Source organism: Xanthomonas sp. LF06-19, from assembly GCF_034105425.1.
GTDB lineage: Bacteria > Pseudomonadota > Gammaproteobacteria > Xanthomonadales > Xanthomonadaceae > Xanthomonas_A > Xanthomonas_A sontii.
In genome coordinates this window covers 124,901-148,562 of the sequence record NZ_JAXGGH010000004.1, presented here as the reverse complement: position 1 = coordinate 148,562, position 23,662 = coordinate 124,901, and the positions used below count along the sequence as shown (strand labels likewise).

25 protein-coding genes are annotated in these 23,662 nt (G+C 69.8%); 10 read left to right on the top strand and 15 right to left on the bottom strand.

The genetic code is table 11. The features are described 5' to 3' along the window. Positions 1–417 precede the first annotated feature (417 nt). A complete protein-coding gene (locus SLW55_RS09905) occupies positions 418–1,548 on the top strand; it encodes a pyridoxal phosphate-dependent aminotransferase (protein ID WP_320745021.1) in 1,131 nt (376 codons plus the stop codon). Between the two features lie 360 nt (positions 1,549–1,908). Here SLW55_RS09905 and zipA read toward each other — a convergent pair whose 3' ends face one another. From zipA to SLW55_RS09875, 6 genes are all read right to left on the bottom strand, one after another. Continuing rightward, on the bottom strand, positions 1,909–2,646 hold the full coding sequence (zipA, locus tag SLW55_RS09900; protein ID WP_148828584.1) for a cell division protein ZipA: 738 nt from the start codon (positions 2,644–2,646) through the stop codon (positions 1,909–1,911). Between the two features lie 114 nt (positions 2,647–2,760). Beyond that, a complete protein-coding gene (smc, locus tag SLW55_RS09895; RefSeq protein WP_320745020.1) occupies positions 2,761–6,264 on the bottom strand; it encodes a chromosome segregation protein SMC in 3,504 nt (1,167 codons plus the stop codon). A 331-nt stretch (positions 6,265–6,595) separates the two neighbouring features. Further along, positions 6,596–7,045 (bottom strand): 50S ribosomal protein L9, encoded by a 450-nt coding sequence (gene rplI, locus SLW55_RS09890; RefSeq protein WP_010342531.1) that lies wholly within the window; start codon positions 7,043–7,045, stop codon positions 6,596–6,598. A 191-nt stretch (positions 7,046–7,236) separates the two neighbouring features. Then, entirely contained in the window at positions 7,237–7,467 is a 231-nt protein-coding gene (gene rpsR / locus SLW55_RS09885; protein ID WP_002804494.1) for a 30S ribosomal protein S18, read from the bottom strand. An 11-nt stretch (positions 7,468–7,478) separates the two neighbouring features. After that, complete coding sequence (gene rpsF / locus SLW55_RS09880; RefSeq protein ID WP_010342529.1) at positions 7,479–7,913, bottom strand: 30S ribosomal protein S6; 435 nt, start codon at positions 7,911–7,913, stop codon at positions 7,479–7,481. A gap of 353 nt (positions 7,914–8,266) precedes the next feature. Then, complete coding sequence (locus SLW55_RS09875) at positions 8,267–8,614, bottom strand: iron-sulfur cluster assembly accessory protein (RefSeq protein WP_017907178.1); 348 nt, start codon at positions 8,612–8,614, stop codon at positions 8,267–8,269. Positions 8,615–8,751: 137 nt separating this feature from the next. Between SLW55_RS09875 and asnS the strand changes: the two genes are divergently transcribed. Genes asnS through SLW55_RS09855 form a run of 4 tightly spaced genes read left to right on the top strand, consistent with a single transcriptional unit; the run spans position 8,752 to position 11,413 of the window. Continuing rightward, positions 8,752–10,146 (top strand): asparagine--tRNA ligase, encoded by a 1,395-nt coding sequence (gene asnS / locus SLW55_RS09870; protein ID WP_017907179.1) that lies wholly within the window; start codon positions 8,752–8,754, stop codon positions 10,144–10,146. A gap of 22 nt (positions 10,147–10,168) precedes the next feature. Further along, a complete protein-coding gene (locus SLW55_RS09865) occupies positions 10,169–10,474 on the top strand; it encodes a hypothetical protein (RefSeq protein ID WP_017907180.1) in 306 nt (101 codons plus the stop codon). Then, positions 10,471–10,785 carry a hypothetical protein gene (locus tag SLW55_RS09860; protein ID WP_019800125.1) on the top strand — a complete coding sequence of 105 codons (315 nt, stop codon included), beginning with the start codon at positions 10,471–10,473 and terminating at the stop codon, positions 10,783–10,785. The genes SLW55_RS09865 and SLW55_RS09860 overlap by 4 nt, the downstream gene beginning before the upstream one ends. Before the next feature lie 7 nt (positions 10,786–10,792). Beyond that, on the top strand, positions 10,793–11,413 hold the full coding sequence (locus tag SLW55_RS09855) for an FMN-binding negative transcriptional regulator (RefSeq protein WP_320745019.1): 621 nt from the start codon (positions 10,793–10,795) through the stop codon (positions 11,411–11,413). 74 nt (positions 11,414–11,487) lie between these two features. On the opposite strand, the gene SLW55_RS09850 is transcribed toward SLW55_RS09855, so the two are convergent. From SLW55_RS09850 to SLW55_RS09810, 9 genes are all read right to left on the bottom strand, one after another. Further along, positions 11,488–12,198 (bottom strand): response regulator transcription factor, encoded by a 711-nt coding sequence (locus SLW55_RS09850; protein WP_017912470.1) that lies wholly within the window; start codon positions 12,196–12,198, stop codon positions 11,488–11,490. Positions 12,199–12,532: 334 nt separating this feature from the next. Then, positions 12,533–13,573 carry a hypothetical protein gene (locus tag SLW55_RS09845; RefSeq protein WP_295931241.1) on the bottom strand — a complete coding sequence of 347 codons (1,041 nt, stop codon included), beginning with the start codon at positions 13,571–13,573 and terminating at the stop codon, positions 12,533–12,535. A 48-nt stretch (positions 13,574–13,621) separates the two neighbouring features. Further along, a complete protein-coding gene (locus SLW55_RS09840) occupies positions 13,622–14,404 on the bottom strand; it encodes a hypothetical protein (RefSeq protein ID WP_152236451.1) in 783 nt (260 codons plus the stop codon). Between the two features lie 41 nt (positions 14,405–14,445). Beyond that, on the bottom strand, positions 14,446–14,634 hold the full coding sequence (locus SLW55_RS09835; protein ID WP_017910929.1) for a hypothetical protein: 189 nt from the start codon (positions 14,632–14,634) through the stop codon (positions 14,446–14,448). Further along, positions 14,627–15,085 (bottom strand): hypothetical protein, encoded by a 459-nt coding sequence (locus tag SLW55_RS09830; protein ID WP_320745017.1) that lies wholly within the window; start codon positions 15,083–15,085, stop codon positions 14,627–14,629. The genes SLW55_RS09835 and SLW55_RS09830 overlap by 8 nt, the downstream gene beginning before the upstream one ends. Beyond that, positions 15,085–15,345, bottom strand: coding sequence for a hypothetical protein (locus tag SLW55_RS09825; RefSeq protein WP_017910927.1), 261 nt, complete (start codon positions 15,343–15,345; stop codon positions 15,085–15,087). The genes SLW55_RS09830 and SLW55_RS09825 overlap by 1 nt, the downstream gene beginning before the upstream one ends. 46 nt (positions 15,346–15,391) lie before the next feature. Next, on the bottom strand, positions 15,392–16,024 hold the full coding sequence (locus SLW55_RS09820; protein WP_026143450.1) for a DUF2589 domain-containing protein: 633 nt from the start codon (positions 16,022–16,024) through the stop codon (positions 15,392–15,394). 13 nt (positions 16,025–16,037) lie between these two features. Continuing rightward, positions 16,038–16,616 (bottom strand): DUF2589 domain-containing protein, encoded by a 579-nt coding sequence (locus SLW55_RS09815; protein ID WP_173003349.1) that lies wholly within the window; start codon positions 16,614–16,616, stop codon positions 16,038–16,040. Between the two features lie 70 nt (positions 16,617–16,686). Further along, a complete protein-coding gene (locus tag SLW55_RS09810; RefSeq protein WP_267085724.1) occupies positions 16,687–17,226 on the bottom strand; it encodes a glycosyl hydrolase 108 family protein in 540 nt (179 codons plus the stop codon). A gap of 194 nt (positions 17,227–17,420) precedes the next feature. Between SLW55_RS09810 and can the strand changes: the two genes are divergently transcribed. The 5 genes from can to SLW55_RS09785 all read left to right on the top strand — a co-directional run bounded on the left by can (position 17,421) and on the right by SLW55_RS09785 (position 23,640). Beyond that, complete coding sequence (gene can, locus SLW55_RS09805; RefSeq protein ID WP_320745016.1) at positions 17,421–18,083, top strand: carbonate dehydratase; 663 nt, start codon at positions 17,421–17,423, stop codon at positions 18,081–18,083. Between the two features lie 37 nt (positions 18,084–18,120). After that, the gene (locus SLW55_RS09800) at positions 18,121–18,642 is read left to right on the top strand and encodes a 3-hydroxyanthranilate 3,4-dioxygenase (RefSeq protein ID WP_152236454.1); all 522 of its coding nucleotides are present in this window, start codon (positions 18,121–18,123) and stop codon (positions 18,640–18,642) included. Between the two features lie 31 nt (positions 18,643–18,673). Continuing rightward, positions 18,674–20,818, top strand: coding sequence for an FUSC family protein (locus SLW55_RS09795; RefSeq protein ID WP_320745015.1), 2,145 nt, complete (start codon positions 18,674–18,676; stop codon positions 20,816–20,818). A gap of 139 nt (positions 20,819–20,957) precedes the next feature. Continuing rightward, positions 20,958–22,229, top strand: coding sequence for a kynureninase (kynU, locus tag SLW55_RS09790; RefSeq protein ID WP_267103687.1), 1,272 nt, complete (start codon positions 20,958–20,960; stop codon positions 22,227–22,229). A 46-nt stretch (positions 22,230–22,275) separates the two neighbouring features. Beyond that, positions 22,276–23,640 carry an NAD(P)/FAD-dependent oxidoreductase gene (locus SLW55_RS09785; RefSeq protein WP_043092154.1) on the top strand — a complete coding sequence of 455 codons (1,365 nt, stop codon included), beginning with the start codon at positions 22,276–22,278 and terminating at the stop codon, positions 23,638–23,640. Positions 23,641–23,662 lie beyond the last annotated feature (22 nt).

The window sequence follows — 23,662 nt, the reverse complement described above, 5'->3', positions numbered from 1 at the left end:
TAGCTGGAAGGCGGGGATTGGGGAGTCGGGATTGGGGATTGGCTTGACGGCTGGGATTGGCGAGTTGGGAGTGGGGATTCGCAAGAGCCCAAGCTCGGACTTCTCGCTTCGGCGGCGGTCGTACCCTCATCCGCCCCTGCGGGGCACCTTCCCCCAAGAAGGGGGCCATGGTCCCGAGGGGAGAAGGGAGAGGCCAAAGCCCCTCTCCCACCTGGAGAGGGGTTGGGGTGAGGGTACGGGGCGCGAAGCGCCGTCGACGTCACCACCCCGGCTTTTGCCAATCCCTAATCCCCAATCCCTAATCCCAGCCTCAAGCCACTCCCGAAATCCCGAATCCCGAATCCCGGCCCCTCACTCCCTTGCCCCATCATTAACAACTCGTTAACGTGACCTCCCCCGCCCGCTCTGGAGAGCCACGTGTCGCTACCGGTCTCGCGCCGTTCCTTCCTGTCCCTGGCTACCTCCGGTTTGGCGCTGGGCGCCGTGGGCCTGGCGCCCGTCGCCGAGGCGGCGCGGCGCAAGGCCGCCGACACTGCTGCGGCAACACCTGGCGTAGTGCCAGCAACCGGCACGGTGTACCTGAACTTCAACGAATGCCCGCTGGGTCCCTCGCCCGCGGCGCTGGCGGCGGCACAGGCGATCCTGCCGCGCAGCGGCCGCTATCTGTTCGAGCTGTCGGACGAGCTGATCGCCGCTTTCGTCGGCCAGCAGCGCCTGCCGGCCGACCACGTGGCGGTGTATCCCGGTTCCAGCGAGCCGCTCGCCCGCGCCGCGCGCGCCTTCACCACGCCGCGCGCCGGCGTGGTGGTGGCCGATCCGACCTTCGAGGCGGTGGCCGATGTGGCTGCCGCGCATGGCGCACCGGTGCGGCGGGTGCCGCTGCGCGCCGACGGCGCCCACGACGTCAAGGCCATGGCCAGCGCCGATCCGAACGCCGGACTGATCTACCTGTGCAATCCCAATAACCCGACCGGGTCGGTGACCAAGCGCGCCGACATCGAATGGCTGCTGGCCAACAAGCCTGCGTCCAGCGTGCTGCTGGTCGACGAGGCCTACCTGCACTACAGCGACGAGCCGTCGGTGATCGACCTGATCGGCCAGCGCCAGGACCTGCTGGTGCTGCGCACCTTCTCCAAGCTGTACGGCATGGCCGGGCTGCGCCTGGGCCTGGCGGTGGCCGCGCCGGGGCTGCAGACCAGGCTGGCCGCGTTCGGCCAGAATCCGGTGTCGGTGCCTGCGCTGGCCGCCGGCATCGCCAGCCTGCAGGACCTGCAACTGGTGCCGACCCGCCGCGCCGAGAACGCGCGCATCCGCGACGCCACCATCGCCTGGCTGCAGAGCAAGGGCTACAAGTGCCTGCCGTCGCAGGCCAACTGCTTCATGGTCGACGTCAAGCGCGACGGCGCCGCTTTCGCCGCGGCGATGGCAAAGCAAGGTGTGATCGTCGGCCGCAGCTGGCCGATCTGGCCGAAGCTGGTGCGCGTCACCGTCGGCAGCGAAGCGGAGATGCTGCGGTTTCGGGAGGCGTTTGTTAAGGCGCGCAAGTAGCTTGGGGGCCGGGAATGGGGAATGGAGACTGGGGAATCGTAAAAGCGGGTTGTCGTGCGGCTGAGGCGTGGCTGGTTTTGCCCTGGCATTGCCGTTGCGAATTCGCGATTCGCTAGCCTCGGCGCCAACGCTCGATTGGCGGTGAGTCGGGATTCGGGAAGGCACTGGGAATTCGCAACAGTCAAAGCCAGGGGCTTTGGCATCGGCGGCGGCCGTACCCTCTTCCGCCCCTTCGGGGCACCTTCCCCCAAGAAGGGGGCCATGGTCCCGGTGGGAGAAGGGACCAGCGCGCGGGGCAATCAGCACCAGGGAATCGCTTTTACGATTCCCCATTCCCGTTTCCCCATTCCCAGCACCAAGCTACCAGCGCGGCGCCTTCGTCAATGGCGGTGCCTGGTGCTGGCGGTCGTAGGCGCGCAGGTCGTCGCGGATGTGGGCGATGCGCTGGCGTCCGAGGGCGTTGCGGCTGTCGTCCAGGACCACGCCGTCGAGCAGTTCGCCCATGCGCTGCACGGTCGGCAGCATCTTCTCCCAGGCGTCGAGCGCGGTCAGCGGCGCCGGCAGGGTCAGGAAGAAGGCGATCGCCGGGGTCTCCATCTCGCGGATGTGCGCCATGTCGAAGCTGCCGGGCTTCATGATGCTGGCCATGCTGAAGATCGGGCCGCGCTCGGGATGCCCTTCCACCAGGCGGTGGAACACGTTCATGTGGCCGAAGGTCAGGCCGGTCTTCTCCGCGGCCACCACGATGTCCTCGCCGCGCAACACCTGCCCGGCACGGGCGGCGACATACAGCGAGACGATCTTGTCGAAATCCTGGCTCGGCCGCTTGCCGAGGTCGGCGCCGGGCGCCTCCGCCGCAGGCAGGCCCAAATCGGGCTGGTGCGCTTCGCCATCCGCGCCGGGCGCGGCCAGCGCGTCGTCGCCGGCGGCCGGGGCGGCGTCGCCCAGCGAGGGTTCGCGGCGCGGCGCGGCCGGATCGGCCGGCTCCACGCGCCGGCCCTGGCTCGGTTTCTTCGGGCGGCCGAACAGGAAGATCGCCGCAATCAACAGCAAGCCGGCGGCGAGGATGCCGATGCGTAGCATTGCCATGTCGGACATTCAGGGGTTACTCCGGCAAGGGTACACAGGGGGAAAATAACTGGCGGGTGCGCATCGGGTCCGCCAACGCGGGAACCAAGCCTCGACGCGCATCACGTCCTTTAGCATGTCACGTCAGGCCGCGCCCGCCAAACGCGCGGCCTCCTCGAGGTCCACGCTGACCAGGCGGCTGACGCCGGGCTCGCGCATGGTGACGCCGCTGAGCTGATGCGCCGCCTCCATCGTCGCCTTGTTGTGGCTGACGAACAGGAACTGCACTTTCTCGCTCATTTCCTTGACCATCGCCGCCAGGCGGCCGACGTTGGCCTCGTCCAGCGGCGCGTCCACCTCGTCGAGCAGGCAGAACGGCGCCGGGTTGAGCTGGAAGATCGCGAACACCAGGGCAACCGCAGTCATCGCCTTCTCGCCGCCGGACAGCAGCGAGATGCTGGACACACGCTTGCCCGGGGGCCGCGCCATGATCGCCACGCCGGTGTCCAGCAGGTCCTCGCCGGTCAGCTCCAGGTAGGCGTGGCCGCCGCCGAACAGGCGCGGATACAGCGCCTGCACGCCGGAGTTGACCCGGTCGAAGGTGTCCTTGAAGCGGCCGCGGGTCTCGCGGTCGATCTTGCGGATGGCGTCTTCCAGGGTCTCCAGCGCGGTGTTCAGGTCGACGTCCTGCGCTTCCAGGTACTCGGCGCGCTGCGCGGCCTCGCCGTACTCGCTGATCGCCGCCAGGTTGACCGGTTCCAGCCGGCGCATGCGTCCATCGATCTGCTGCACCGCCTGCTCCCACTCGGCGGGGTCGGCGTGTTCGGGCAGGCCGTTGATCGCGTCCTCGAGCACGAAGCCGGCCTTGACCACCGCCGCCGACAGCTGCTCGGCGCTGAGCACCAGCGCCTGCTGGTCGAGCCGGCGCTGGGCGATGCGTTCGCGCTGCGCCAGCGCTTGTTCGTCGCGCTGCTGGCGGGTCTGCTCCAGCGCGCGCAGTTCGTTGTCGATGCCGTCCAGCAGGGCGCGCGCCTCGCCGAGCGCGCGGTCGGTGCGCACGCGCTCGCTCAGCGCGGCCTGGTGTTCGGCCTCCAGCGCCAGCACCGGCGAGTCGCCCTCGTTCAACTGCGCGCTGAGTTCGCCCAGGCGCGCGTCCAGTTGCCCGCGCTGGTTGCCCATCCGCTCCAGCGCCTGGCTCAGCGAGGCGATCTGGGTGCGCTGCGACTCCAGGGTCAGGGCCAGGGCGTGCGAGGCCTCGCGCACCCGCCGCGCGGCGTCGCGGGCCAGGTCGCGCGCCTCGGTGAGCTGGCGGCGCTCGCTTTCCAGCGCGTGCCGCACCGATTCCAGGTCGCCCATGCTGGTGACCGCGTCCTCCAGCTTGGAACGCGCCTCGCGCGCCTGCTCGCGGCTGCTGTCCAGGGTTTCCAGCAGCTGCGCGACCTCCAGCTCGATGCGTTCGATGCGGGTGCGCGCGGCGTCGACCTTGCCCTGCTGGCTCTGCAACTGTCCGGCCAGTTCGGAGGCGCTGCGGTGCGCCTGGTACAGCTGGCGCTGCGCGTCCTCGCGCTGCTGCTCGCCGGCCAGCAACTGCGCGCGCATCTCGCCGAGGCGGTGCTCGAGATCGGCCTCGCGCTCCTGCAGCGTCTCGATCTGCCCGCGCAGGCTCTGGATCTCGCGCTCGCGCAGCAGCGCGCCCTGCTTGGCCGCGCCGGACCGCGACACGCGCAGCCAGCCCTGGCCCAGGCGCGCGCCGTCGCGGGTGACGATGGAATCGCCCTCGCCCAGCTGCGGCAGCAGCGCCCGCGCCGCACTCAAATCCTCGGCCGCGTGCAGCCGCGCCAACAGCCGGCGGATCGCGATCGGCCCCTGCACCTTGGCCGCCAGCGAGGTCGGCGCGAAGGTCTCGGCCGCCTCCTCGCCGCTGACCAGGGCGATGCGGCCTTCGCCGAGTTCGCCCAGCGCATCGACCAGTTGTTCCGGCGCCTCCACCAGCACGCCTTCGATCAACTGCCCGAGCGCGCCTTCGACGGCGTTCTCCCAGCCGCTCTCGACGTTGAGCCGTTCGCCGACGCGCGCCGCCGAATCCAGCCCGCGCGCCTGCAGCCAGGCCACCGCCGCGCCCTGCTCCTGGCCGAGTGCGGCCTGCTGCAGGGTTTCCAGCGACGACAGCCGGCCGCGCGCGGCCTGCGCCTGCTTGCGCACGTCGGCCAGTTCGGCCTGCGCGGTGCGCTGCTGGTCCTGCAGCGCCGCCACCGCCTGCTTGCGCGCCTCGACCTGCTCGGTCAGCCCATCCAGCGCGGCGCGCTGGGTCTCGTGCTGCAGTTCCAGTTGCGCGAACGCCTCGGCCAGCGCGTCCAGGTCCAGCCCGGCGCGCTCGGCCAGCAACGCCTCGCGGCGGCGCTCGGCCTCCAGCGACTGCCGGTCCAGGTAATCGACGCGGGTGCGCTCCACTTCGCCGGCACGCGAGGCTTCGGCGGTGTTGCGCTGGTGCGATTCCCAGCGCTGCTGCCAGTCGGCCAGGCGCGCCTCGGCCTCGCGCAGCGCTTCCTGCTTGTATTCGTTGTCTTCCTGCAGCTGCTCCAGCTGCGGGCCGGCCACGTCCACCGATTCGCGCAGCAGCGCCAGCTTGGCCTCGTCGGTGCCGATGTGCTGGCCGAGTTCGGCCAGCGCCGTCTGCGTCTCGTCGCGCGCCTTGTGCAGGCGCTGCGACAGGTCGCGCTGGTGCTGGATCTGCTGCTCGATCCGGGCCAGGGTGCTGCCGACCTTGTAGACCTCGGCCTGCGCGGTGCTGAGCGCCTCGGCGGCCTCCTCGCGGCGCACGCGGCCGGTCTCGATGCGCGCTTCGGCATCGCGCTGTTCGGCGATCAGTTGCTGCAGGCGCGTCTCTTCCTGGCCCAGCGCCTCGCGCAGGCCCTGCAGGCGTCCGTCCAGGCCGCGGTATTCCAGCGCCTTCCATTGCGCGTCCTTGATCCGCCGCTCTTCCTGCAGCGCCTGGTACTGCTCGGCCTGGCGCGCCTGCCGCTTGAGGTGCTCGAGCTGCTTGCCGATCTCCTCGCGCAGGTCGCCCAGGCGCTCCAGGTTCTCGCGGGTGTGGCGGATGCGGGTCTCGGTCTCCTTGCGCCGCTCCTTGTACTTGGAGATGCCGGCGGCCTCCTCCAGGTACACGCGCAGGTCCTCCGGACGCGCCTCGATGATCTGGCTGATCATGCCCTGCTCGATGATCGAGTAGCTGCGCGGGCCCAGGCCGGTGCCCAGGAACAGATCGGTGATGTCGCGGCGCCGGCACTTGGTGCCGTTGAGGTAGTAGCTGCTGCTGCCGTCGCGGCTGACCTGGCGCTTGACCGAGATCTCGTTGAACGAGGCGTACTCGCCGGCGATGGTGTGGTCAGTGTTGTCGAAGATCAGTTCCACCGTGGCCTGCGACACCGGCTTGCGCGCCGAGGACCCGGAGAAGATCACGTCCGTCAGCGAATCGCCGCGCAGCCGGCTGGCCGAACTTTCGCCCATCACCCAGCGCACCGCGTCGATGATGTTCGACTTGCCACAGCCGTTCGGACCGACGATGCCGGTCATGTTGGTCGGCAGGTGCAGCGTGGTCGGATCGACGAAGGACTTGAAGCCGGACAGCTTGATGGTCGACAGGCGCATGGTGCGGGCAATCCATGGCAGACGCCGCCGGCATTCCGAGCTGCGCTGCCGCTAATGAAGATCCAGGTGAGGTCCTGCTTCCAACCCATTGATGCGGCTACACCGCCGGGCCGACATCGGACACGAGACGCTGAGTATAGCGGCCCCCGCGCGAGGCTGGGGCGGCCTACGCCGGGCGGCGGCGATGCGACGGCGGTCGCACTCGCAGCCGGCGGGTCTTGCGCCGGCCGCGCCCGGCCAGGGCCGCATGGCCCGCCGAGGGCGGCGCCGGTCGGCAAAAACGACACGGGCACCTTGCGGTGCCCGTGTCGGTACAGCGATGACGCAGGGATCAGGCGTCGGCTTCGACCACGACCTTGACCGTGGTTTCCACGTCGGCGTGCAGGCGCACCAGCACCTCGTACTCGCCGATGTTGCGGAACGCGCCTTCGCCCAGCACCACTTCGCCCTTCTCCAGCGGCATGCCGGCGGCGGTGAAGGCCTCGGCGATGTCGCGCGGGCCGACCGAGCCGTACAGCTTGCCTTCGGTGGAGGCGTTGGCCTTGACGGTCACGCTGGCGCCTTCCAGCTTGGCGGCGCGGGCTTCGGCGTCGTCGTGGATCGACTTGGCCTTGGCTTCGTACTCGGCGCGCTTGGCTTCGAACTCGGCGATGTTGGCGGCGGTGGCCGGCACGGCCTTGCCCTGCGGCACCAGGTAGTTGCGGCCATAGCCCGGCTTGACGTCGACCTTGTCGCCGAGGCCGCCCAGGTTGGTCACTTTCTGCAGAAGAATCAGTTGCATGGTCTTGCTCCGTTATTCGTTAGCGTCGGCACGCGGCCGCCGCAACGGGTGCTGTCCGAATAGGAGAAGCCGGGATTGGGGATTGGGGAGTCGGGATTGCGCCCGACGGCACCGCACTTTTCTAATCGCCAGACTTCGCTTGAATGCCCGCACCGGAGGGTGCGGGCCGTATCGCTCCGGGAAACCCGGAATTAAACGTCGTGGTTGTCCGTGTACGGGATCAGCGCCAGGAAACGCGCGCGCTTGACCGCCGTGGCCAGCTGACGCTGGTACTTGGACTTGGTGCCGGTCACGCGGCTCGGCACGATCTTGCCGTTCTCGGTGAGGTACTGGCGCAGGGTGTTGAGATCCTTGTAGTCGATCTCCTTGACGCCCTCGGCGGTGAACTTGCAGAACTTGCGACGACGGAAGAACTTGGACATGAGCGTGCTCCTTAGGCGGCTTCGGCGGCGTCGCCGTCGGTTTCGGTGGCGGCGGCGGGCGCATCGCCCTCTTCGTCGTCGCGACGACGGCGCTCACCGCGCTCGGGCTTGTCGGCCTTCTCGTCCTTGCTCTTCATGATCAGCGACTGCTCGGTGTCGGCGCCGTCGCGCTTGATCACCAGGTGGCGCAGCACGGCGTCGTTGAAGCGGAAGCTCTCGACCAGCTCGCTCAGCACGGCCTGGTCCACTTCGATGTTCAGCATGACGTAGTGGGCCTTCACCAGGTTCTGGATCGGGTACGCCAGCTGGCGGCGGCCCCAGTCTTCCAGACGGTGGATGGTGCCCTTGCCGTTCTCGACCAGCGACTTGTAGCGCTCGATCATGGCCGGGACCTGCTCGCTCTGATCCGGGTGGACCAGGAACACGATTTCGTAATGACGACTCATGGTGTGTACCTTTCGGATGTGGCCTTGCGGCCGGACAGCCCCCCGCGGTGCGACGGCGGTGGGGCAAGGACTCCTGCCGGGAAGGCAGGAAGCCGCACATTATGGCGCAGAAGTGCCGCTGCGGACAAGGTGCCGTGAAGGGCGGCCGGGTGGTGTCCTGACTCGATGAAGCCGGGACCCGGGACCCGGGACCCGGAAAAGCGAGGCCACCCTGCCTTTCGAGGCGACGTGTCTCAACCCTCCTGCACCAGGCAGCGCATCCGGACCGCTCTTCCGGGCCCCCGGTCCCGGGCCCCGGGTCCCGGCTTTAGAGCTCATCCCACAAGGAGGCCGCGCCGCCGCAGCGGCGACGCTCAGGCCGCGCCGGCGTGCGCGGCGTCGGTGGTGAAGCTCTCGCCGCAACCGCACTCGGCGGTGGCATTCGGATTGCGGAACACGAAGGTCTCGCCCAGGCCCTGCTTGGCGAAGTCGATCTCGGTGCCGTCCACCAGCGGCAGGCTGGTGGCATCGACATAGATGCGCACGCCGTCCTGCTCGAACACCGCGTCGTCCGCACGCGCCTCGCGCGCCAGGTCGGTGACGTGGCCCCACCCCGAACAGCCGGTGCGCTCCACGCCAAAACGCAAGCCCAGCGCGCCAGGCGTCTGCGCGACGAAGCGCTGCACGCGGGCATGGGCGACGGGGGTGAGACGGATGGCCATGACGAACGACTCCGGCGACTGCGAGCGGACATTATAGGAAGGTTGGCGGCCAATCGCCGCCACGCCTCGCAAGCGCTGCGCTCCAGCCAGTACACTTGCCCCTTCCATATCGAGTCGCTGCGGCGAGGATTCAAGTCATGACGGTGGTGAGCGTTGCACATGCGCTGGCCGGGAAGATCCCGGAAGGCGGCGAAGTCACGGTGCGGGGATGGGTGCGCACGCTGCGCGGATCTGCCGGACTGGCCTTCATCAACGTGTCCGACGGCTCCTGCTTCGCCCCGATCCAGGTGGTGGCGACCGATGCCCTGCCCAACTTCGACGAGGTCAAGCGGCTCACCGGCAGCTGCTCGCTGATCGCCAAGGGCGTGCTGGTCAAGTCGCAGGGCAAGGGCCAGTCGTACGAGATCCAGGCCAGCGCGGTCGAGGTGGTGGGCTGGGTCGAGGACCCGCTGACTTACCCGATCCAGCCCAAGCCGATGTCGCCGGAGTTCCTGCGCGAGGTCGCGCACCTGCGCCCGCGCACCAACCTGTTCGGCGCGGTGACGCGCATCCGCAACTGCCTGGCGCAGGCGGTGCATCGCTATTTCCACCAGAACGGCTACAACTGGATCAGCACGCCGATCATCACCACCTCCGACGCCGAAGGCGCCGGGCAGATGTTCCGCGTCTCCACCCTGGACATGGCCAACCTGCCGCGCGACGCGCAGGGCCAGGTCGACTTCGGCCGCGACTTCTTCGGCAAGGAGACCTTCCTGACCGTGTCCGGCCAGCTCAACGTCGAGGCCTACTGCCTGGCGCTGAGCAAGGTCTACACCTTCGGCCCGACCTTCCGCGCCGAGAACAGCCACACCACCCGCCACCTGGCCGAGTTCTGGATGATCGAGCCGGAGATCGCCTTCGCCGACCTGGCCGAGGACGCGCGGGTCGCCGAGGACTTCCTGAAGTATCTGTTCCGCGCGGTGCTGGACGAGCGCGCCGACGACCTGGCGTTCATCGCCGAGCGCGTGGACAAGACCGCGATCAGCAAGCTGGAGACCTTCATCAACTCGCCGTTCGAGCGCATCGAGTACGGCGACGCGATCGGCCTGCTGCAGAAGTCCGGGCAGAAGTTCGAGTTCCCGGTGGAATGGGGCCTGGACCTGCAGACCGAGCACGAGCGCTGGCTGACCGAGCAGCACGTCGGCCGTCCGGTGGTGGTGACCAACTATCCCGAGCACATCAAGGCCTTCTACATGCGCCTGAACGACGACGGCAAGACCGTCGCGGCGATGGACGTGCTGGCGCCCGGCATCGGCGAGATCATCGGCGGCAGCCAGCGCGAGGAGCGCCTGGACGTACTCGACGCGCGCATGCTGCAGTTCGGCCTGGATCCGCAGCACTACGGCTGGTACCGCGACTTCCGCCGCTACGGCACGGTGCCGCATGCCGGCTTCGGCCTGGGCTTCGAGCGCCTGGTGGTGTACGTGTGCGGGCTGAGCAACATCCGCGACGCCATCCCCTACCCGCGCGCACCGGGCAGCGCCGAGTTCTGAGCCGGCACGGGGAGCGCACGCCATGATCCTGTTCTTCGCGCTGTGCTTCGTCGGCGTGGCGATCGCCGGGGCCAGCGCGTTCCTGATCTTCTGGCCGCTGACCCTGGTGCACATCCGCGACCGCCATCCGCCGCTGGTGGCGGCGTTCGGGCCGGGTGCCTTCCTCAAGCCGGTCGCGCTCGGCTGGCTGCTGGCGCGGCGCTACCGTCCGCTCGGCGACCGCGGGCTCTCCGGGCTGGCCACGCCGGCCTGGCTGTCGCTGATGACCATCTTCTTCGGCCTCGGCATGGCCGCCCTGCTCTGGCTGCTTTCCCTGGTGATTCCATGACCTCAGATTCTCCCGCCCACGATCAGTGGTACCTGGCCAGCCTCGGCCGCCTGCTGGTGTGGGCACGCCTGCGTGTGCGCGACGCCGGCACCGCCGAGGTGCTGGACAGCGACGGCAACACCCTCAGCTACGACAGCGAGGACACCGCCCGCGCGGCGCTGTTCGATGCCGAATTCGTCGCCTTCGATGGCCTGGACGAGGACGATGCGCGGGCGCGCGGCTTCTCGTTGGGCGAGGTGTCGCCGCCGCAGGCCGACGACGACGCCGGCCTGCGCGGGCGCATGACCCAGACCCTGGGCGCGCGCGCCTGATCCGGGGATGCACGTTGCACCCGCCTTCGCCGAACACGACCTGGGCGCGCTCGATGCGCTGATCGCGGACCACCCGTTCGCCACCCTGGTCACCGTCGCCGACGGCCTGCCCTGCGCCACGCCGTTGCCGGTGCTGCACCGGCGCGACGGCGAACGCATCCTGGTCGAAGGCCATTGGTCGCGGGCCAACCCGCAGGCGCGGCACGCCGGGCCGGCCTTGCTGATCGTGCACGGCCCGCATGCCTACGTCTCCCCGGGCTGGTATCCGGACAAGGAGGCGATGGCGCGGGTGCCGACCTGGAACTACGCCACCGCGCACTTGCACGGGCAGTTGCACCCCAGCGACGACGAAGCGCTGCTGGCCGACGTGGTGGCGCGGCTGAGCGAACGCCACGAGCGCGCGCTGGGCAGCGACTGGCGCTACGAGCCGGACAACGACGCGCACCGGCGCCAGTTGCGCGGCATCGTCGGCTTCCGCCTGGAGGTCGAGCGGGTCGAGTTGAAGTTCAAGCTCAGCCAGAACCATCCGCCGGCGAACCAGGCCGCGGTACGCGAGGCGCTGCAGGCCCACGCCGATCCCGGCGCGCAGGCCGTCGCGGCGCTGATGCACGCGCGACGTCCGGACTGAACCACGCCGCCACCAGCGCGGCCGACCATGCAGTTGTGCGCACCGTCACGGGACGCGCGGCGGCGTGCGCCGCCTCACCCACACCGGCTGGCCGGTCCCTGCCGGTCGTGCCCGGCATGGCGCGCACTGGCCCTGCCTCCCTCCAGCGGCGACAGACCTTCGCGGATCGCGTAGCGCGTCAACTGCGCGATGCTCTGCATGCCCAGCTTGAGCATGATGTGCTCGCGGTGGGTGCCGATGGTCTTGACGCTGATGTGCAGACGCGCGGCGATCTCCTTGGTCGACAGCCCCTCGGACAGCAACTGCACGATCTCGCGTTCGCGCGAGGTCAGCAGCGTGTAGGCGGAGACGGCATCGCCGGGCGGACAGCGATACTCGCTGACCAGCGACTGCGACAGTTGCGGACTGATGTACAGCTGGTCGTTGCCGACCTGCTGGATCGCGCGCAGCAATTCGTGGAAGGTGCTGTTGCGCGCCAGGTAGCCCTTGGCGCCGGCGTCGATGGCCGCGCGCACGTTGGCCGCCGCATCGGAGGCGGCGATGCAGATCGCCTTGCTGCGCGGGCTGCGCTGCAGCAGCCGGCGGGTGGCCTCGATGCCGTTGAGGCCCGGCAGCATCACGTCCATCAGCACGATATCCGGCTGCCGTCGGGTCACCAGTTGCACGCACTCCAGTCCGTCGACCGCGTGGCCGACCACGTCGATGTCCGGCGTGTTGTTGAGCAGGGCCACCATGCCCTCCAGCACAATGCTGCGTTCGGCGGCAATCACGATACGTGTGTTCATTCTCTACCTGTGTTGGCAATGGAACTCCCAACGCGCGACCGCGCGGCAATCCGCGTCCCCCTGCAGCGCGACGCGCCCCTTTTTCAATCGATGCGACAGCGCTGAACCTGCGCTTGCATTACGTTCTCAGCTTGTCACGCCGCGTCATGGCGGCCATCGGCTTCAGGCTGATATGGATGGCGACGACGGCTGAACTTGTGCGGATTGCCGCATTCGTCTCGGTTCGTAGACAGAATCCCGTGCTACCGCGCACGCGCTGTGACGCAGAACGAAATCCTGCGCCGACGAACGATGATGGGAACACCGGCGATACCCCAGTGTCGCGCCGGCGGGTTCATTCCGCTGCCGGCGATGGCGATGGCGGCAGACGCGCGGCTTCCACCTGCAGCATCCCGCGGGCGAACTCGGCGAGCCGCTGCTGGATCGCCGCCGGCGGTGTGCCGGCCTCGATCGACTGCTGCAGGGCCATCAACTGCGCGGCCAACTCGCCCTGCCAGCGCATGCGCTCGGTGTCGTTGCTGGCGCGCTGCACTTCCAGCGACGCCTGCGCCTGCGCCGAGGTATCGCCGCGCACCAGCGTCTCCATCAGATCGACCAGACGCTGCAGCAGGCGGTACACCGCGGTCGCGGAGAAGCCGCCCAGCATCGCCAGAGTCGGCTTGCCGAAACTGCGCATGCTGCCGCTTTCGAACAGATCCGGCGGCAACACTTCGACCAGGATCAGCCCGGCGATCAGGCCCAGGATCATGCGCGCGCCGTAGGAGGCGTCGTACTTGGGGTCGTAGCTGGCGTCGGCGACGTAGCGGTGCACCTGGAACAGCGAGGAGAACGAGGCGCCCAGGCCGGCGCAGAACAGCAGGAACAGCGCATTCCACAGCAGCACGCTGCCCGAGGAATCCAGGAAGCCCAGGCGCACATTGTCCGCGCTGACCTTGCTGGACAGGGCCGTCGCCACCACCGCGAACAGGAACAGCAGCGAGGTCGTGGTCAGCGCGCGCACCAGCGGCAGCGGGCCGAGCAGGGTCGCCCAGTGCGGGCGGCGGCGCTCGGCATCGAGCAGGAACACCGCCTGCGGCGTGGCCGGGCGGATCAGCTGCGCCAGCCGCCGGTGGGTGACCGCCAGTTCGTGCGCGTGCACCTCGATGTCGCCGCCATCGGCGTCCGGCGTGCCGGCGCCCAGCAGCGCCGACAGGCGGGCGATCAGCTCCGGCGGCACCGCCATGCCGTGCTCCAGCGCATAGCGCGCCATCGCTTCGCACTCGGCGCGCAGTTGCGGCAGGATGCCAGGCGGCGGCAGCCGCGGTCCGGCACGGCGGGCCGCGGTGAGCCGGCGCCACGCGGCGCCGGCCAGCGTCTTGATCCAGACGAGGTTCATCGCACGACTCCTGGACGGAAACGACGGCCGGCGCGTCTGCGCGACGGATTACGGGTTGGCGGGGACGCGTTCCAATAGCGCGCTGTCCCGACGCGTCCCGGTGCGGTCCAGGACCTGCAGTTCGAGATTGCCGTCCGTTCTGGCGCGCAGGGTCAACTGGCCGTCGCTCAGCAGATCGCAATAGCCGCCACGGGCAATATCCAGCGAATACACCGACGTTCCTTCGCGCATGCCGGCGTAATACGCCTGCACTGCGCACTCGCGTGGTGCGCCGTAGCGCAGTTGCACCGAGGGCTTGCCCGGTGCCTGCGGCGTCGCGGCGACGCTCAGGTCCACGGCAACGTCCCGATCGCCGCGCTCGGGGCGCGCCATCCCGCGCCACTTGCCCTGCAGCGGGCTGGGCTGACCCGGATCGCCATGCAGCACCACCGGCAGATCCTTGCCGTCGACGTTCAAGCGCAGGTCGTCGCCGCTGCGCTGCAGGCGCAGCGGCTTGCCCATGAGCTTGTCGCAATAGGCCCCGCCATTGATCGACTCCAGTGCGAAACCGTTACCCGGCTGCGGCTTGACCAGCAACACGCAGTTCAACGGCGAGGCGAATATCAGCCTGGCATTTCCCTCGCGCTGGACCAGGCGCACGGCGGCCAGGCGCTGCGCATCCAGCGCCAGGGTGCCGCTCCATTCGCCGGGCGGCAGCGCGTCTGCGTTGGCCGCTGCGGCCGGCGCAGCAGGCGTCGGCGCCTGCGGTGCGGCACCGGCGGCGAACGGCATGGCCAGGCACAGCGCCAGCCAGAGCGGGAAACGCGCAACACCACGCGAACGGATACGCATGCGACTCTCCTGTTGGATACGAAAGGAAACGATGGGCGCGGTCAGGACAGACCGAACCAGAGCAGCGCCACCACGGCCGCCACCAGGCACAGTACGGCAAGCAGCCACAGCGCCCGGCGTCGACGCCGGCGCAGCCGCTGCGCGCGGGCCAGCGAGCGCAGGTCGATGTGCAGTTCTCGGCACCACAGGTCGGTGTCGTGCCGGGACAGGATGAAGCCGTGTCTACGCATGTGCGGTCTCCTGGGCGGGATCGTGCGGGGCGGGCGCATCGGACAGCTGCCACAGCTTCAGCCGCTGACCGTCGAACAGCACCTCGCCGACCGGCGTGTGGGTGCCGCGGAACAGGATCTGCAGGCGGTGCCCGGGCCGCCGCGGCCGGCGCGGCAATACCTGCAGCAGCAGGCGCGGCGCCTCGTCCGGCGCCTCCTCCACGTCCAGTTCGACGTCGAAGGCCAGGGCCAGTTCGCCGATCTGCGGCAATTGCCAGGCGCGCAGCTCCCACAACGGGATCTGCAGCGACGGCGGCTCGGCCGCGTCCGTGGCCACCGGCAGCGTCTCGCCTGCGCCGAAGCAGGCGCGCAAGGCCTGTGCGTGACGCGCGCGGCAGCGCCGCTGCGCATCCAGCAGGGCCGCCGACAGCCCCTGCAGCAGCAGGTCGAACTCGCAGCGCAGGCTGGCCATCAGTCGTCCTTCATCCAGCCGGGCTTGCGCGGGAAGCCCACGTGGTAGCACAGCCACTGCATCACCACCTGGTGCTCGCCGATCTGCAGCACGGCGAAATTCTTCTCGGTGCCGATGATCGCGCCCTTCGGCGAATCGCTCAGGCAGCGGTTGAGCAAGGCCCGCGCGGCTTCGATCTGCTCGGGCGATTGCATCTGCGTCGGGTTGTCGCTGCCGACCACGACCCGCTTGACGAACTTGACTTCAGTAAGGTCGAACATCGTTGACGAGTCCCCCGACGAGATGGTTCAACGGACCGCTATGGACTTACGCGGGAACCGGCTCGGGCTTGCCGATCTTGCGCGGCGCCACCGAGGTCTGCAGGATGTCCAGCACCCGCGCCAGACCTTCCGGCGGCCCCTTGTCCGCGGCATGCACCGAGACGTGGTACTTGGCCGAGTTGTCCGAGCTGCGCGTGTTCTCCTTGCTGGTGGAGACCGAGCCCTGGATATGCACCTTGGCCTTGAACAGGCCGAAGCCGTATTCCACGTCCGCCGACATCGACGCCGAGGCATCGGTCTTCTCCTTCGAGGAGAAGGACGACTTCACTTCCATGTCGAAGGTGATGTCCACGGTCTGGATGCTCAGGCTGGGCACGTTGACGATGGCCAGCAGCGGCACTTCCAGTTCGACCTCCTCCTCGGCGATGCCGCCGGCCTTGTCCGGGTCGTCGACCGGCCGCTTGAAGCGGAAGCTGGCGGTACGGGTGGCGCCGGTTGCCTGCGGATTCTTCGGGTCGGGGTTGTCCGGCGGCAGGAAGCCGATGACGCGGATGAAATCGGCGGTGGCGCGGGCCAGCTTGACCTGCGCGTCGCAGGCCGCATCGAGCGGGCCGCCGATCAGGTCGCCCATCGGCAGACCCTTGAATTGACTTGACATATTGACGAGTTCGTCAGCCATTGCAGTGACTCCTTCAGTTGGTGGGATTGGTTACATCGTCCGTGCCCGCGACGTCCGGCTTGTCGGCCATGACCGTCTTGAACACGCCCTGCGTCTGCGCCAGATGGTTCAGCAATCTGGCCGCTCCGTCAGTCGGTTCGGTCCCCTCCACGCGCAACACGACGTGGACGGCACTCTGGCGCTGGCTCCGCGCGCTGGCGCTGGTATCCACGCGCACGCTGGAACGGGTGGCGGTGCGCTTGGCCTGCCAGGCACCGCGCGGGCCGGGCGACTCCGGCGCGAAGAAGCCGTCGGCCGACTGCAGGCCGCCGAGGTCGCCGAGCTGCGCATCGAAGCTGATCTCCACGTCCTTGATCCGCAGCACGTTGGTCGAGACCAGCGGCAGCAGCGGCGCGCGGTAGTAGTCCTCGTCGCCTTCGGCGGCCTGCGGGTGCTGCGACGGCAGGCGGATGATCACGCTCTTGGGCCGGTGGAACTCGTCGAAGTAATCGCCGAGGTTGGCCATCTGGTGCTGCTCGATGCGGTCCTGCGCCTCGATCACGGCGCCGGCCAGCGCTTCGATCAGGTCGTTCAATGCGGTCGGTCCAGCCATGGTCGCTCCTGGAGAAAGAAGGCCGCCGTCGGCGACGGCAGCGGATCGGCGGCGCTTGCCGCGCGCGCGCTCAGCTCAGGTCGGGAAAGGAGTCGGTGCGCGCCAGCCAGCCCTTGAGGAACTTGCCCAGCGGCGGCCTGGCCGCGACCAGGCGCTGGTAGTAGTCGCGCCGGCCCTGCTTGTAGCGTGCGTACAGATCGCGCTGGTCGGCGGCCTTCAGCGCCGCCAGGGTGGCCGGGCCGAACTTGCCGTCCTCCGGCAGCTGCAGCGCCGGCGTCTGCGCGTTGAGCACGCGCTGCAGCAGCTTGATGGCGTTGTTGCCGGCGTTGACCTGGAAGTCGAACAGGATGTTGGCCAGCGGCTGCAGCGCGATCTCGTCGCCGTGCACCGCATTCCAGTAGCAGGTCTTGTAGATCACCCCGGCTTGCGCATCGGTGAGCGCGCGCAGGTTGTCCAGGGTCGGCTCCAGTTGCAGCAGGCTCTTGGCGTATAAGCGAAACGTCGCCAGGGTGATGCCCTTGTTGGTGGCGCCGCCCGGATCCACCGGATCGTTGACGAAGCCGCCCTCGTGCTTGAGCAGGGTCGGAAAGAACGCGTTGAAGTCGGCCATGGGATCCTCCGCTGATGCCCGGTGTGGGCGTGGAGGAAGTCTGCGCAGCGCGCCGCATCGGCGGGATCGGCAAAAGCCCGATCCGGCGGCGGCTGCGCACTGAGACGCCGTGTGCATGCGGATCCCCGCGATCCGGGCAGCGGCGTCGGCGCGCGCCGCGCACCGGCCGCGGGCTTCTGGAATAATGCCGGGCTATGAGCAAAATCGAACAACTGCTGGACAACAACCGCTTCTGGTCCGAACGCATCAACCGCGAGGATCCGGAGTTCTTCAGCCGCCTGTCCAAGCAGCAGACCCCGGAGTACCTGTGGATCGGCTGCTCCGACTCGCGGGTGCCGGCGAACCAGATCATCGACATGGCGCCGGGCGAGGTGTTCGTCCACCGCAACATCGCCAACGTGGTCGTGCATACCGACCTGAACTGCCTGTCGGTGATCCAGTTCGCGGTCGAGGTGCTGAAGGTGCGGCACATCCTGGTGGTCGGCCACTACGGCTGCGGCGGCGTGCACGCGGGCCTGACCCGCGCGCGGCTGGGCCTGGTCGACAATTGGATCCGCCACGTCACCGATGTGGCCGAGAAGCACGAGCACTGCCTGCAGCAGGCCGGCGACCTCAACGTGCAGCACGCGCGCCTGTGCGAGCTCAACGTGCTCGAACAGGTGGTCAATGTCAGCCGCACTTCGATCGTGCTCGACGCCTGGGCGCGCGGCCAGGAACTGACCGTGCACGGCTGGGTCTACAGCCTGCGCGACGGCCGTGTGCACGACCTGGGCATGGAACTTGACCGCATCGACGACCTGGCGCCGCGCTACGATGCCGCCCTGGCGCGCATCAGCCAGGACCGCGAGGACCGCTGAGCGGCGCGCCGTTCCGCCACCTCGATCAAGGATCCGCATGCTCCCCGGCCCGCTCAACCTGCACGCCTGGATCGACGCCCACCGGCACCTGCTGAAGCCGCCGGTGGGCAACAAGTGCATCCACGCCGGCGACTTCATCGTGATGGTGGTCGGCGGGCCGAACGCGCGCAGCGACTACCACTACGACGAAGGCCCGGAGTGGTTCTACCAGCTCGAAGGCGAGATGGTGCTGAAGATCCAGGAAGACGGCGCGGTGCGCGAGATCCCGATCCGCGCCGGCGAGACCTTCCTGCTGCCGCCGAAGGTGCCGCACTCGCCGCAGCGCGGCGCGAACTCGGTGGGCCTGGTGATCGAGCGGCGGCGCCTGCCGCACGAGCAGGACGGCCTGCTGTGGTTCTGCGAGCGCTGCAACCACCTGCTGTACGAAGCCTACTTCCCGCTGCAGGACATCGAGACCGACTTCCCGCCGGTGTTCGCGCGCTTCTACGCCTCCGAATCGCTGCGCACCTGCGCCCGCTGCGGCCACGTGCATCCGCGGCCGGCGGCCGACGCGCCGTGACCGCCCTGCCCCCGCGCCGTTCCGGCTCGCGATGCTGCGCAGCCTGATCGCGCTCAAGCCGCGCGACGTGCCGGTGCGCGTGGCCCTGCGCAACACCGCCGCGGTGGTCGCGCCGCTGGCGCTGGGCGTGGCCGCCGGCCATGCCGAGCTGGGCCTGGCGGTGTCCACCGGCGCGCTCAACACCATGTTCTCCGACCAGCCCGGCCCGTACCGGGCGCGGATGCAGCGCATGCTGATGGCGGCGCTGGCGGCAGGCGTGGCCGCGCTGCTGGGCATGCTGATCGGCGCGCACACCGTGGCGCTGGCGCTGAGCGCGCTGCTGCTCGGCCTCGGCGGCGGCCTGCTGGTGGCGCTGGGCCCGGTGGCGGCGCGGGTCGGGCTGACCAGCATGATCCTGCTGGTGGTCAGCGCCGACGTGCGCCTGCCGCCGCTGCAGAGCGTCGGCGTGGCCACGCTGATCTTCGCCGGCGGCGTGCTGCAGATGCTGATGGCGCTGGCCGCCTGGCCGCTGCAGCGCTACCGCCCGGAACGCTTCGCCCTGGCCGACCTGATGCGGCAACTGGCCGGCATCGCCCGCCAGCGGCCCGGCGCGACCGCCGCGCCGCCGGCCACCGAGGCGGTGCTCGAGGCGATGGTGATGCTGCACGGCGAGCACCGCTCGCGCGGACGTGCGGTGCAGGCGTTCCGGGTCATCGCCGAGCTGTGCGAACGCGCGCGGCTGGAGCTGCTGACCCTGGCCGACCTGCACGGACGCCTGGACGCAGGATCGCCCGCGCGGCTGCCGATCGAACGCGTGCTCGAACGCAGCGCGGTGGTGCTGGACCAGCTCGCGCACGCGCTGGACAGCGCCGAGGACCCAGACGCGGCCACTGCGTCGATGACCGGATTCGACGATCTGGTGGATGCGCTGGCGCAAGTGCAGGCGCAGACCGAGGACACCCGCGAACGCCGCCTGCTGCGCATCGCCGTGGCCCGTGCGCAGGGCCTGGGCGGCCAGCTGCGCGCGCTGGCGCGCAATGGCCGCTGGGCCAGCAGCCGCGGCGAGATCCAGGCCGAACTGGCCGAGGCGCAGTTGCCGGCGGCGCTGCGTCCACTGGCGCCGCTGCAGACCTTGCGGGCGAATCTGAAGCTGTCCTCGGTGGCGTTCCGCCACGCGCTGCGCTGCGGCGTGTGCCTGGCGCTGGCGGTGCTGTTCGCCCGCTGGCAGGCGATCCCGCACGGCTACTGGATCCCGATGACCACCGCGATCGTGCTGAAGCCGGATTTCGGCGGCACCCTCAGCTTCGGCGCGCTGCGCGTGGCCGGCACCTTCGCCGGGCTGCTGCTGGCCACCGTGCTGGCCCACTTCGTGATGGACGGGGCGGTGGTGCGGCTGTTGTTGCTGACCGTGTTCTGCCTGGGGTTCCGCCTGCTGACCCAGGTCAACTACGGGCTCGGCGTGGCCTGCCTGACCGGCATGCTGGTGCTGCTGCTGTCGTTCGAGGGCATGGCCCCGGGCGAGGCGATCGGCGAGCGCATCCAGGCCACCGTGCTCGGCAGCGCGCTGGCGCTGGCGGCCTACGCGCTGTGGCCGACCTGGGAACGCAAGCACATCCGCGCGATCCTGGCGCAGTTGCTGCTCGCCTACCGCGACCATCTCGATGCGGTGCTGGAAGGCCGCCTGCAGGCGCTGCCGGACACCCGCGCGGCCTCGCGCACCGCGCGCACCAACGCGCAGGCCTCGATCGAACGCCTGCGCGGCGAGCCGCGGCGCAAGCGCAACCTGCGCGAACTGACCCTGGCCGAATCGGTGCTGGCCAACGGCAACCGGCTGATCCGCGCCTCGCTGGCGCTGGAGGCGGTGCTGCGCGATGCGCCGCCGCTGCCGCCGTTGCCGGAACTGCAGCAGTTCCGGCAACAGGCGCATGCCGCACTGACCGAACTGGCCGAAAGCCTGCGCAGCGGCACGCCGCCGGCGCAGGCCAGCCTGCGCGCGGACGAGCGGCGCCTGGCCGAGGCGCTGGCCGCGCAGCCGCAGGACGGCAGCGACGGCGGCGCGCCGCCCGCGCTGGCCGACACCAGCGACCGCGTCGCCGACAGCGTCGGCACCCTGACCCACCTGGTCCGCAGCGCCTTGCTGCCGGCTGCCGCGGCCGCCAAGGAACAACCGCCGGTGACCGCGCACCGCAGCGGGTGAACGCGCCGTCGCCTCACCCTGGCCGTGCGGTCGCTGCTGCAGAGGGCCACGCGGCCTCGCCCCGCGCCATGCCACGCACTCACCTTCCGTCGTCCTACACGCTCTAGACTCTCGCCCTGCTTCCCGGAACCCAATGCCGATGAACGAGATCCTGTCCCGCCAGCACGCCATCGCTCTCGACGCCGCCGATCCGCTGCGGGCCCTGCGCCAGGAGTTCCTGTTCCCGCAGCACCAGGGTGCCGACCAGGCCTACTTCGTCGGCAACTCGCTGGGCCTGCAGCCGCGCGGCGCGCGCGCCGCGGTGCAGGAGGTGCTGGACAAGTGGTCGTCGCTGGCGGTGGAAGGCCATTTCAACGGCGACACCCAGTGGATGACCTACCACGAACTGCTGGCCGCGCCGCTGGCGCGCCTGGTCGGCGCGCATCCGCACGAAGTGGTGGCGATGAACACGCTGACGGTGAACCTGCACCTGCTCATGGTCAGCTTCTACCGGCCCACCCGCGAGCGCCCGGCGATCCTGATCGAGGCCGGCGCGTTCCCGTCCGACCAGCATGCGGTGGCCTCGCAGATCCGTTTCCACGGCTTCGACCCGACCACCGACCTGATCGAAGTGCAGCCCGACGGCGTCGATGGCACCGTGTCGCTGGCGGCGATCGAGCGCGCCATCGCCGAGCACGGCCCGCGCCTGGCGCTGGTGCTGTGGCCGGGCGTGCAGTACCGCACCGGCCAGGCCTTCGACCTGGCCGCGGTGGTGCGGCTGGCGCGCGCGGCCGGCGCCGCGGTCGGCTTCGACCTGGCCCACGCCATCGGCAACGTGCCGCTGCACCTGCACGATGCCGCGCCGGACTTCGCGGTGTGGTGCCACTACAAATATCTCAACGCCGGCCCCGGCGCGGTCGCCGGCGCCTTCGTGCACGAACGCCACGGCCACGGCGACACCCCGCGCTTCGCCGGGTGGTGGGGCCACGACAAGCGCACCCGTTTCCGCATGGCGCCCGAATTCGTCGCCGCGCCCGGTGCCGACGGCTGGCAGCTGAGCAATCCGCCGATCCTGAGCATGGCCCCGCTGCGCGCCTCGCTGGACCTGTTCGAGCGTGCCGGGCTGGACGCGCTGCGGCAGAAATCGCAGCAACTGACCGGCTACCTGGAGACGCTGATCCGCGCCCGCCTGGCCGACACCCTGCAGATCATCACCCCGTCCGACCCGGCGCAACGCGGCTGCCAGTTGTCGCTGCGCGTGGCCGGCGGGCGGGAGCGCGGTCGCGCCCTGTTCGAGTACCTGCAATCGGTCGGCGTGCTCGGCGACTGGCGCGAGCCGGACGTGATCCGGATCAGCCCGGTGCCGCTGTACAACCGCTACCGCGACGTCTACCGCTTCGTCGAGGAAGTGGAAACCTGGGCCGGCGTCTGAGCCGCCTTCTTCGCGCGGCGGCCTGCCGCGCCTTCCGGACACCGCATTGAACGCATCCCCCCGCAGCATCACCCTGATCGGCGCCGGCCTGGCCGGCTCCCTGCTCGCCATCCTGCTCTCGCGCCAGGGCTGGCAGGTCACCGTCTACGAGCGTCGTGGCGACCCGCGCGTGCACGATTACGAGCGCGGCCGCTCGATCAACCTGGCCCTGGCCGAACGCGGCCTGCACGTGCTGCGCCAGGCCGGCGCCGATGCCGCGGTGATGGCCAAGGCGGTGATGATGCGCGGGCGCATGGTGCATTTCGCCGACGGCCACCAGCAGCTGCAGCGCTATGGCCGCGACGACAGCGAGGTGATCTGGTCGGTCCACCGCAACGATCTCAACATCACCCTGTTGCAGCTGGCCGAGCAGGCCGGTGCGCGCATCCACTTCTACCGGCGCCTGCACACGGTGGATTTCGATGCCGGCTATGCGCGTTTCATCGACGACCGCGACGACCAGCCGCACGACATCCGCTTCGACAGCATGATCGGCGCCGACGGCGCCGGCTCGGCGCTGCGCGCGGCGATGCAGCGCAAGGCGCCGATGGCCGAGCACATCGAGTTCCTCGACCACTCGTACAAGGAACTGGAGATCCCGCCCGGCGCCGACGGCGGCTTCCGCATCGAAGCCAACGCCCTGCATATCTGGCCGCGCGGGCACTACATGTGCATCGCCCTGCCCAACCACGAAGGCACTTTCACCGTCACCCTGTTCCTGCCCAACAAGGGCGAGCCCAGCTTCGCCACCGTGCGCAACGGCGAGGAGGCGCTGGCGCTGTTCGCGCGCGATTTCGCCGATGCGCTGCCGCTGATGCCGCAACTGGCCGAGCACTGGGAGCAGCACCCGCCGGGCCTGCTCGGCACGCTGCGCCTGGAGCGCTGGCACCTGGGCGGCCGCGCGGTGCTGCTGGGCGACGCCGCGCACGCGATGGTGCCGTTCCACGGGCAAGGCATGAACTGCGCGTTCGAGGATTGCGCCGCGCTGGCCGCGCACCTGCAGCGCGAGCCGGACCTGGCGCGCGCGTATGCCGCCTTCGAGGCCGAGCGCAAGCCCAATGCCGGCGCGATCCAGCAGATGGCGCTGGAGAACTACGTGGAAATGCGCGACCGCGTCGGCGACGCCGGCTTCCTGCTGCAGCGCGAACTCGGCCAGGCCCTGCAGGCGCGGCATCCGACCCGCTTCGTGCCGCACTACACCATGGTCACCTTCCTGCGCACGCCGTACGCGCAGGCGCTGGAACGCAGCGAAGTGCAGCGCGACATCCTGGTCCAGGCCACGCAGGGCCACAGCGATCTGTCGCGGATCGACTGGAGCTGGCTGGAGCGCATCGTGCACGCACGGCTGGCACCGCTGGAGGGGGCGCATTGAACCGGCGTAGCCTATCCGGACA

Coding starts and splice junctions, on each gene's coding strand:
- can (WP_320745016.1), top strand. CDS start 17,421: ATGAGCAAAATCGAACAACTGCTGGACAACAACCGCTTCTGGTCCGAA.
- SLW55_RS09875 (WP_017907178.1), bottom strand. CDS start 8,614: ATGGCCATCCGTCTCACCCCCGTCGCCCATGCCCGCGTGCAGCGCTTC.
- zipA (WP_148828584.1), bottom strand. CDS start 2,646: ATGTCCGACATGGCAATGCTACGCATCGGCATCCTCGCCGCCGGCTTG.
- SLW55_RS09835 (WP_017910929.1), bottom strand. CDS start 14,634: ATGCGTAGACACGGCTTCATCCTGTCCCGGCACGACACCGACCTGTGG.
- rpsF (WP_010342529.1), bottom strand. CDS start 7,913: ATGAGTCGTCATTACGAAATCGTGTTCCTGGTCCACCCGGATCAGAGC.
- SLW55_RS09820 (WP_026143450.1), bottom strand. CDS start 16,024: ATGGCTGACGAACTCGTCAATATGTCAAGTCAATTCAAGGGTCTGCCG.
- SLW55_RS09830 (WP_320745017.1), bottom strand. CDS start 15,085: ATGGCCAGCCTGCGCTGCGAGTTCGACCTGCTGCTGCAGGGGCTGTCG.
- rpsR (WP_002804494.1), bottom strand. CDS start 7,467: ATGTCCAAGTTCTTCCGTCGTCGCAAGTTCTGCAAGTTCACCGCCGAG.
- SLW55_RS09845 (WP_295931241.1), bottom strand. CDS start 13,573: ATGAACCTCGTCTGGATCAAGACGCTGGCCGGCGCCGCGTGGCGCCGG.
- asnS (WP_017907179.1), top strand. CDS start 8,752: ATGACGGTGGTGAGCGTTGCACATGCGCTGGCCGGGAAGATCCCGGAA.
- SLW55_RS09810 (WP_267085724.1), bottom strand. CDS start 17,226: ATGGCCGACTTCAACGCGTTCTTTCCGACCCTGCTCAAGCACGAGGGC.
- SLW55_RS09800 (WP_152236454.1), top strand. CDS start 18,121: ATGCTCCCCGGCCCGCTCAACCTGCACGCCTGGATCGACGCCCACCGG.
- SLW55_RS09850 (WP_017912470.1), bottom strand. CDS start 12,198: ATGAACACACGTATCGTGATTGCCGCCGAACGCAGCATTGTGCTGGAG.
- SLW55_RS09860 (WP_019800125.1), top strand. CDS start 10,471: ATGACCTCAGATTCTCCCGCCCACGATCAGTGGTACCTGGCCAGCCTC.
- rplI (WP_010342531.1), bottom strand. CDS start 7,045: ATGCAACTGATTCTTCTGCAGAAAGTGACCAACCTGGGCGGCCTCGGC.
- SLW55_RS09855 (WP_320745019.1), top strand. CDS start 10,793: ATGCACGTTGCACCCGCCTTCGCCGAACACGACCTGGGCGCGCTCGAT.
- SLW55_RS09825 (WP_017910927.1), bottom strand. CDS start 15,345: ATGTTCGACCTTACTGAAGTCAAGTTCGTCAAGCGGGTCGTGGTCGGC.
- SLW55_RS09815 (WP_173003349.1), bottom strand. CDS start 16,616: ATGGCTGGACCGACCGCATTGAACGACCTGATCGAAGCGCTGGCCGGC.
- SLW55_RS09795 (WP_320745015.1), top strand. CDS start 18,674: ATGCTGCGCAGCCTGATCGCGCTCAAGCCGCGCGACGTGCCGGTGCGC.
- SLW55_RS09865 (WP_017907180.1), top strand. CDS start 10,169: ATGATCCTGTTCTTCGCGCTGTGCTTCGTCGGCGTGGCGATCGCCGGG.
- smc (WP_320745020.1), bottom strand. CDS start 6,264: ATGCGCCTGTCGACCATCAAGCTGTCCGGCTTCAAGTCCTTCGTCGAT.
- SLW55_RS09840 (WP_152236451.1), bottom strand. CDS start 14,404: ATGCGTATCCGTTCGCGTGGTGTTGCGCGTTTCCCGCTCTGGCTGGCG.
- kynU (WP_267103687.1), top strand. CDS start 20,958: ATGAACGAGATCCTGTCCCGCCAGCACGCCATCGCTCTCGACGCCGCC.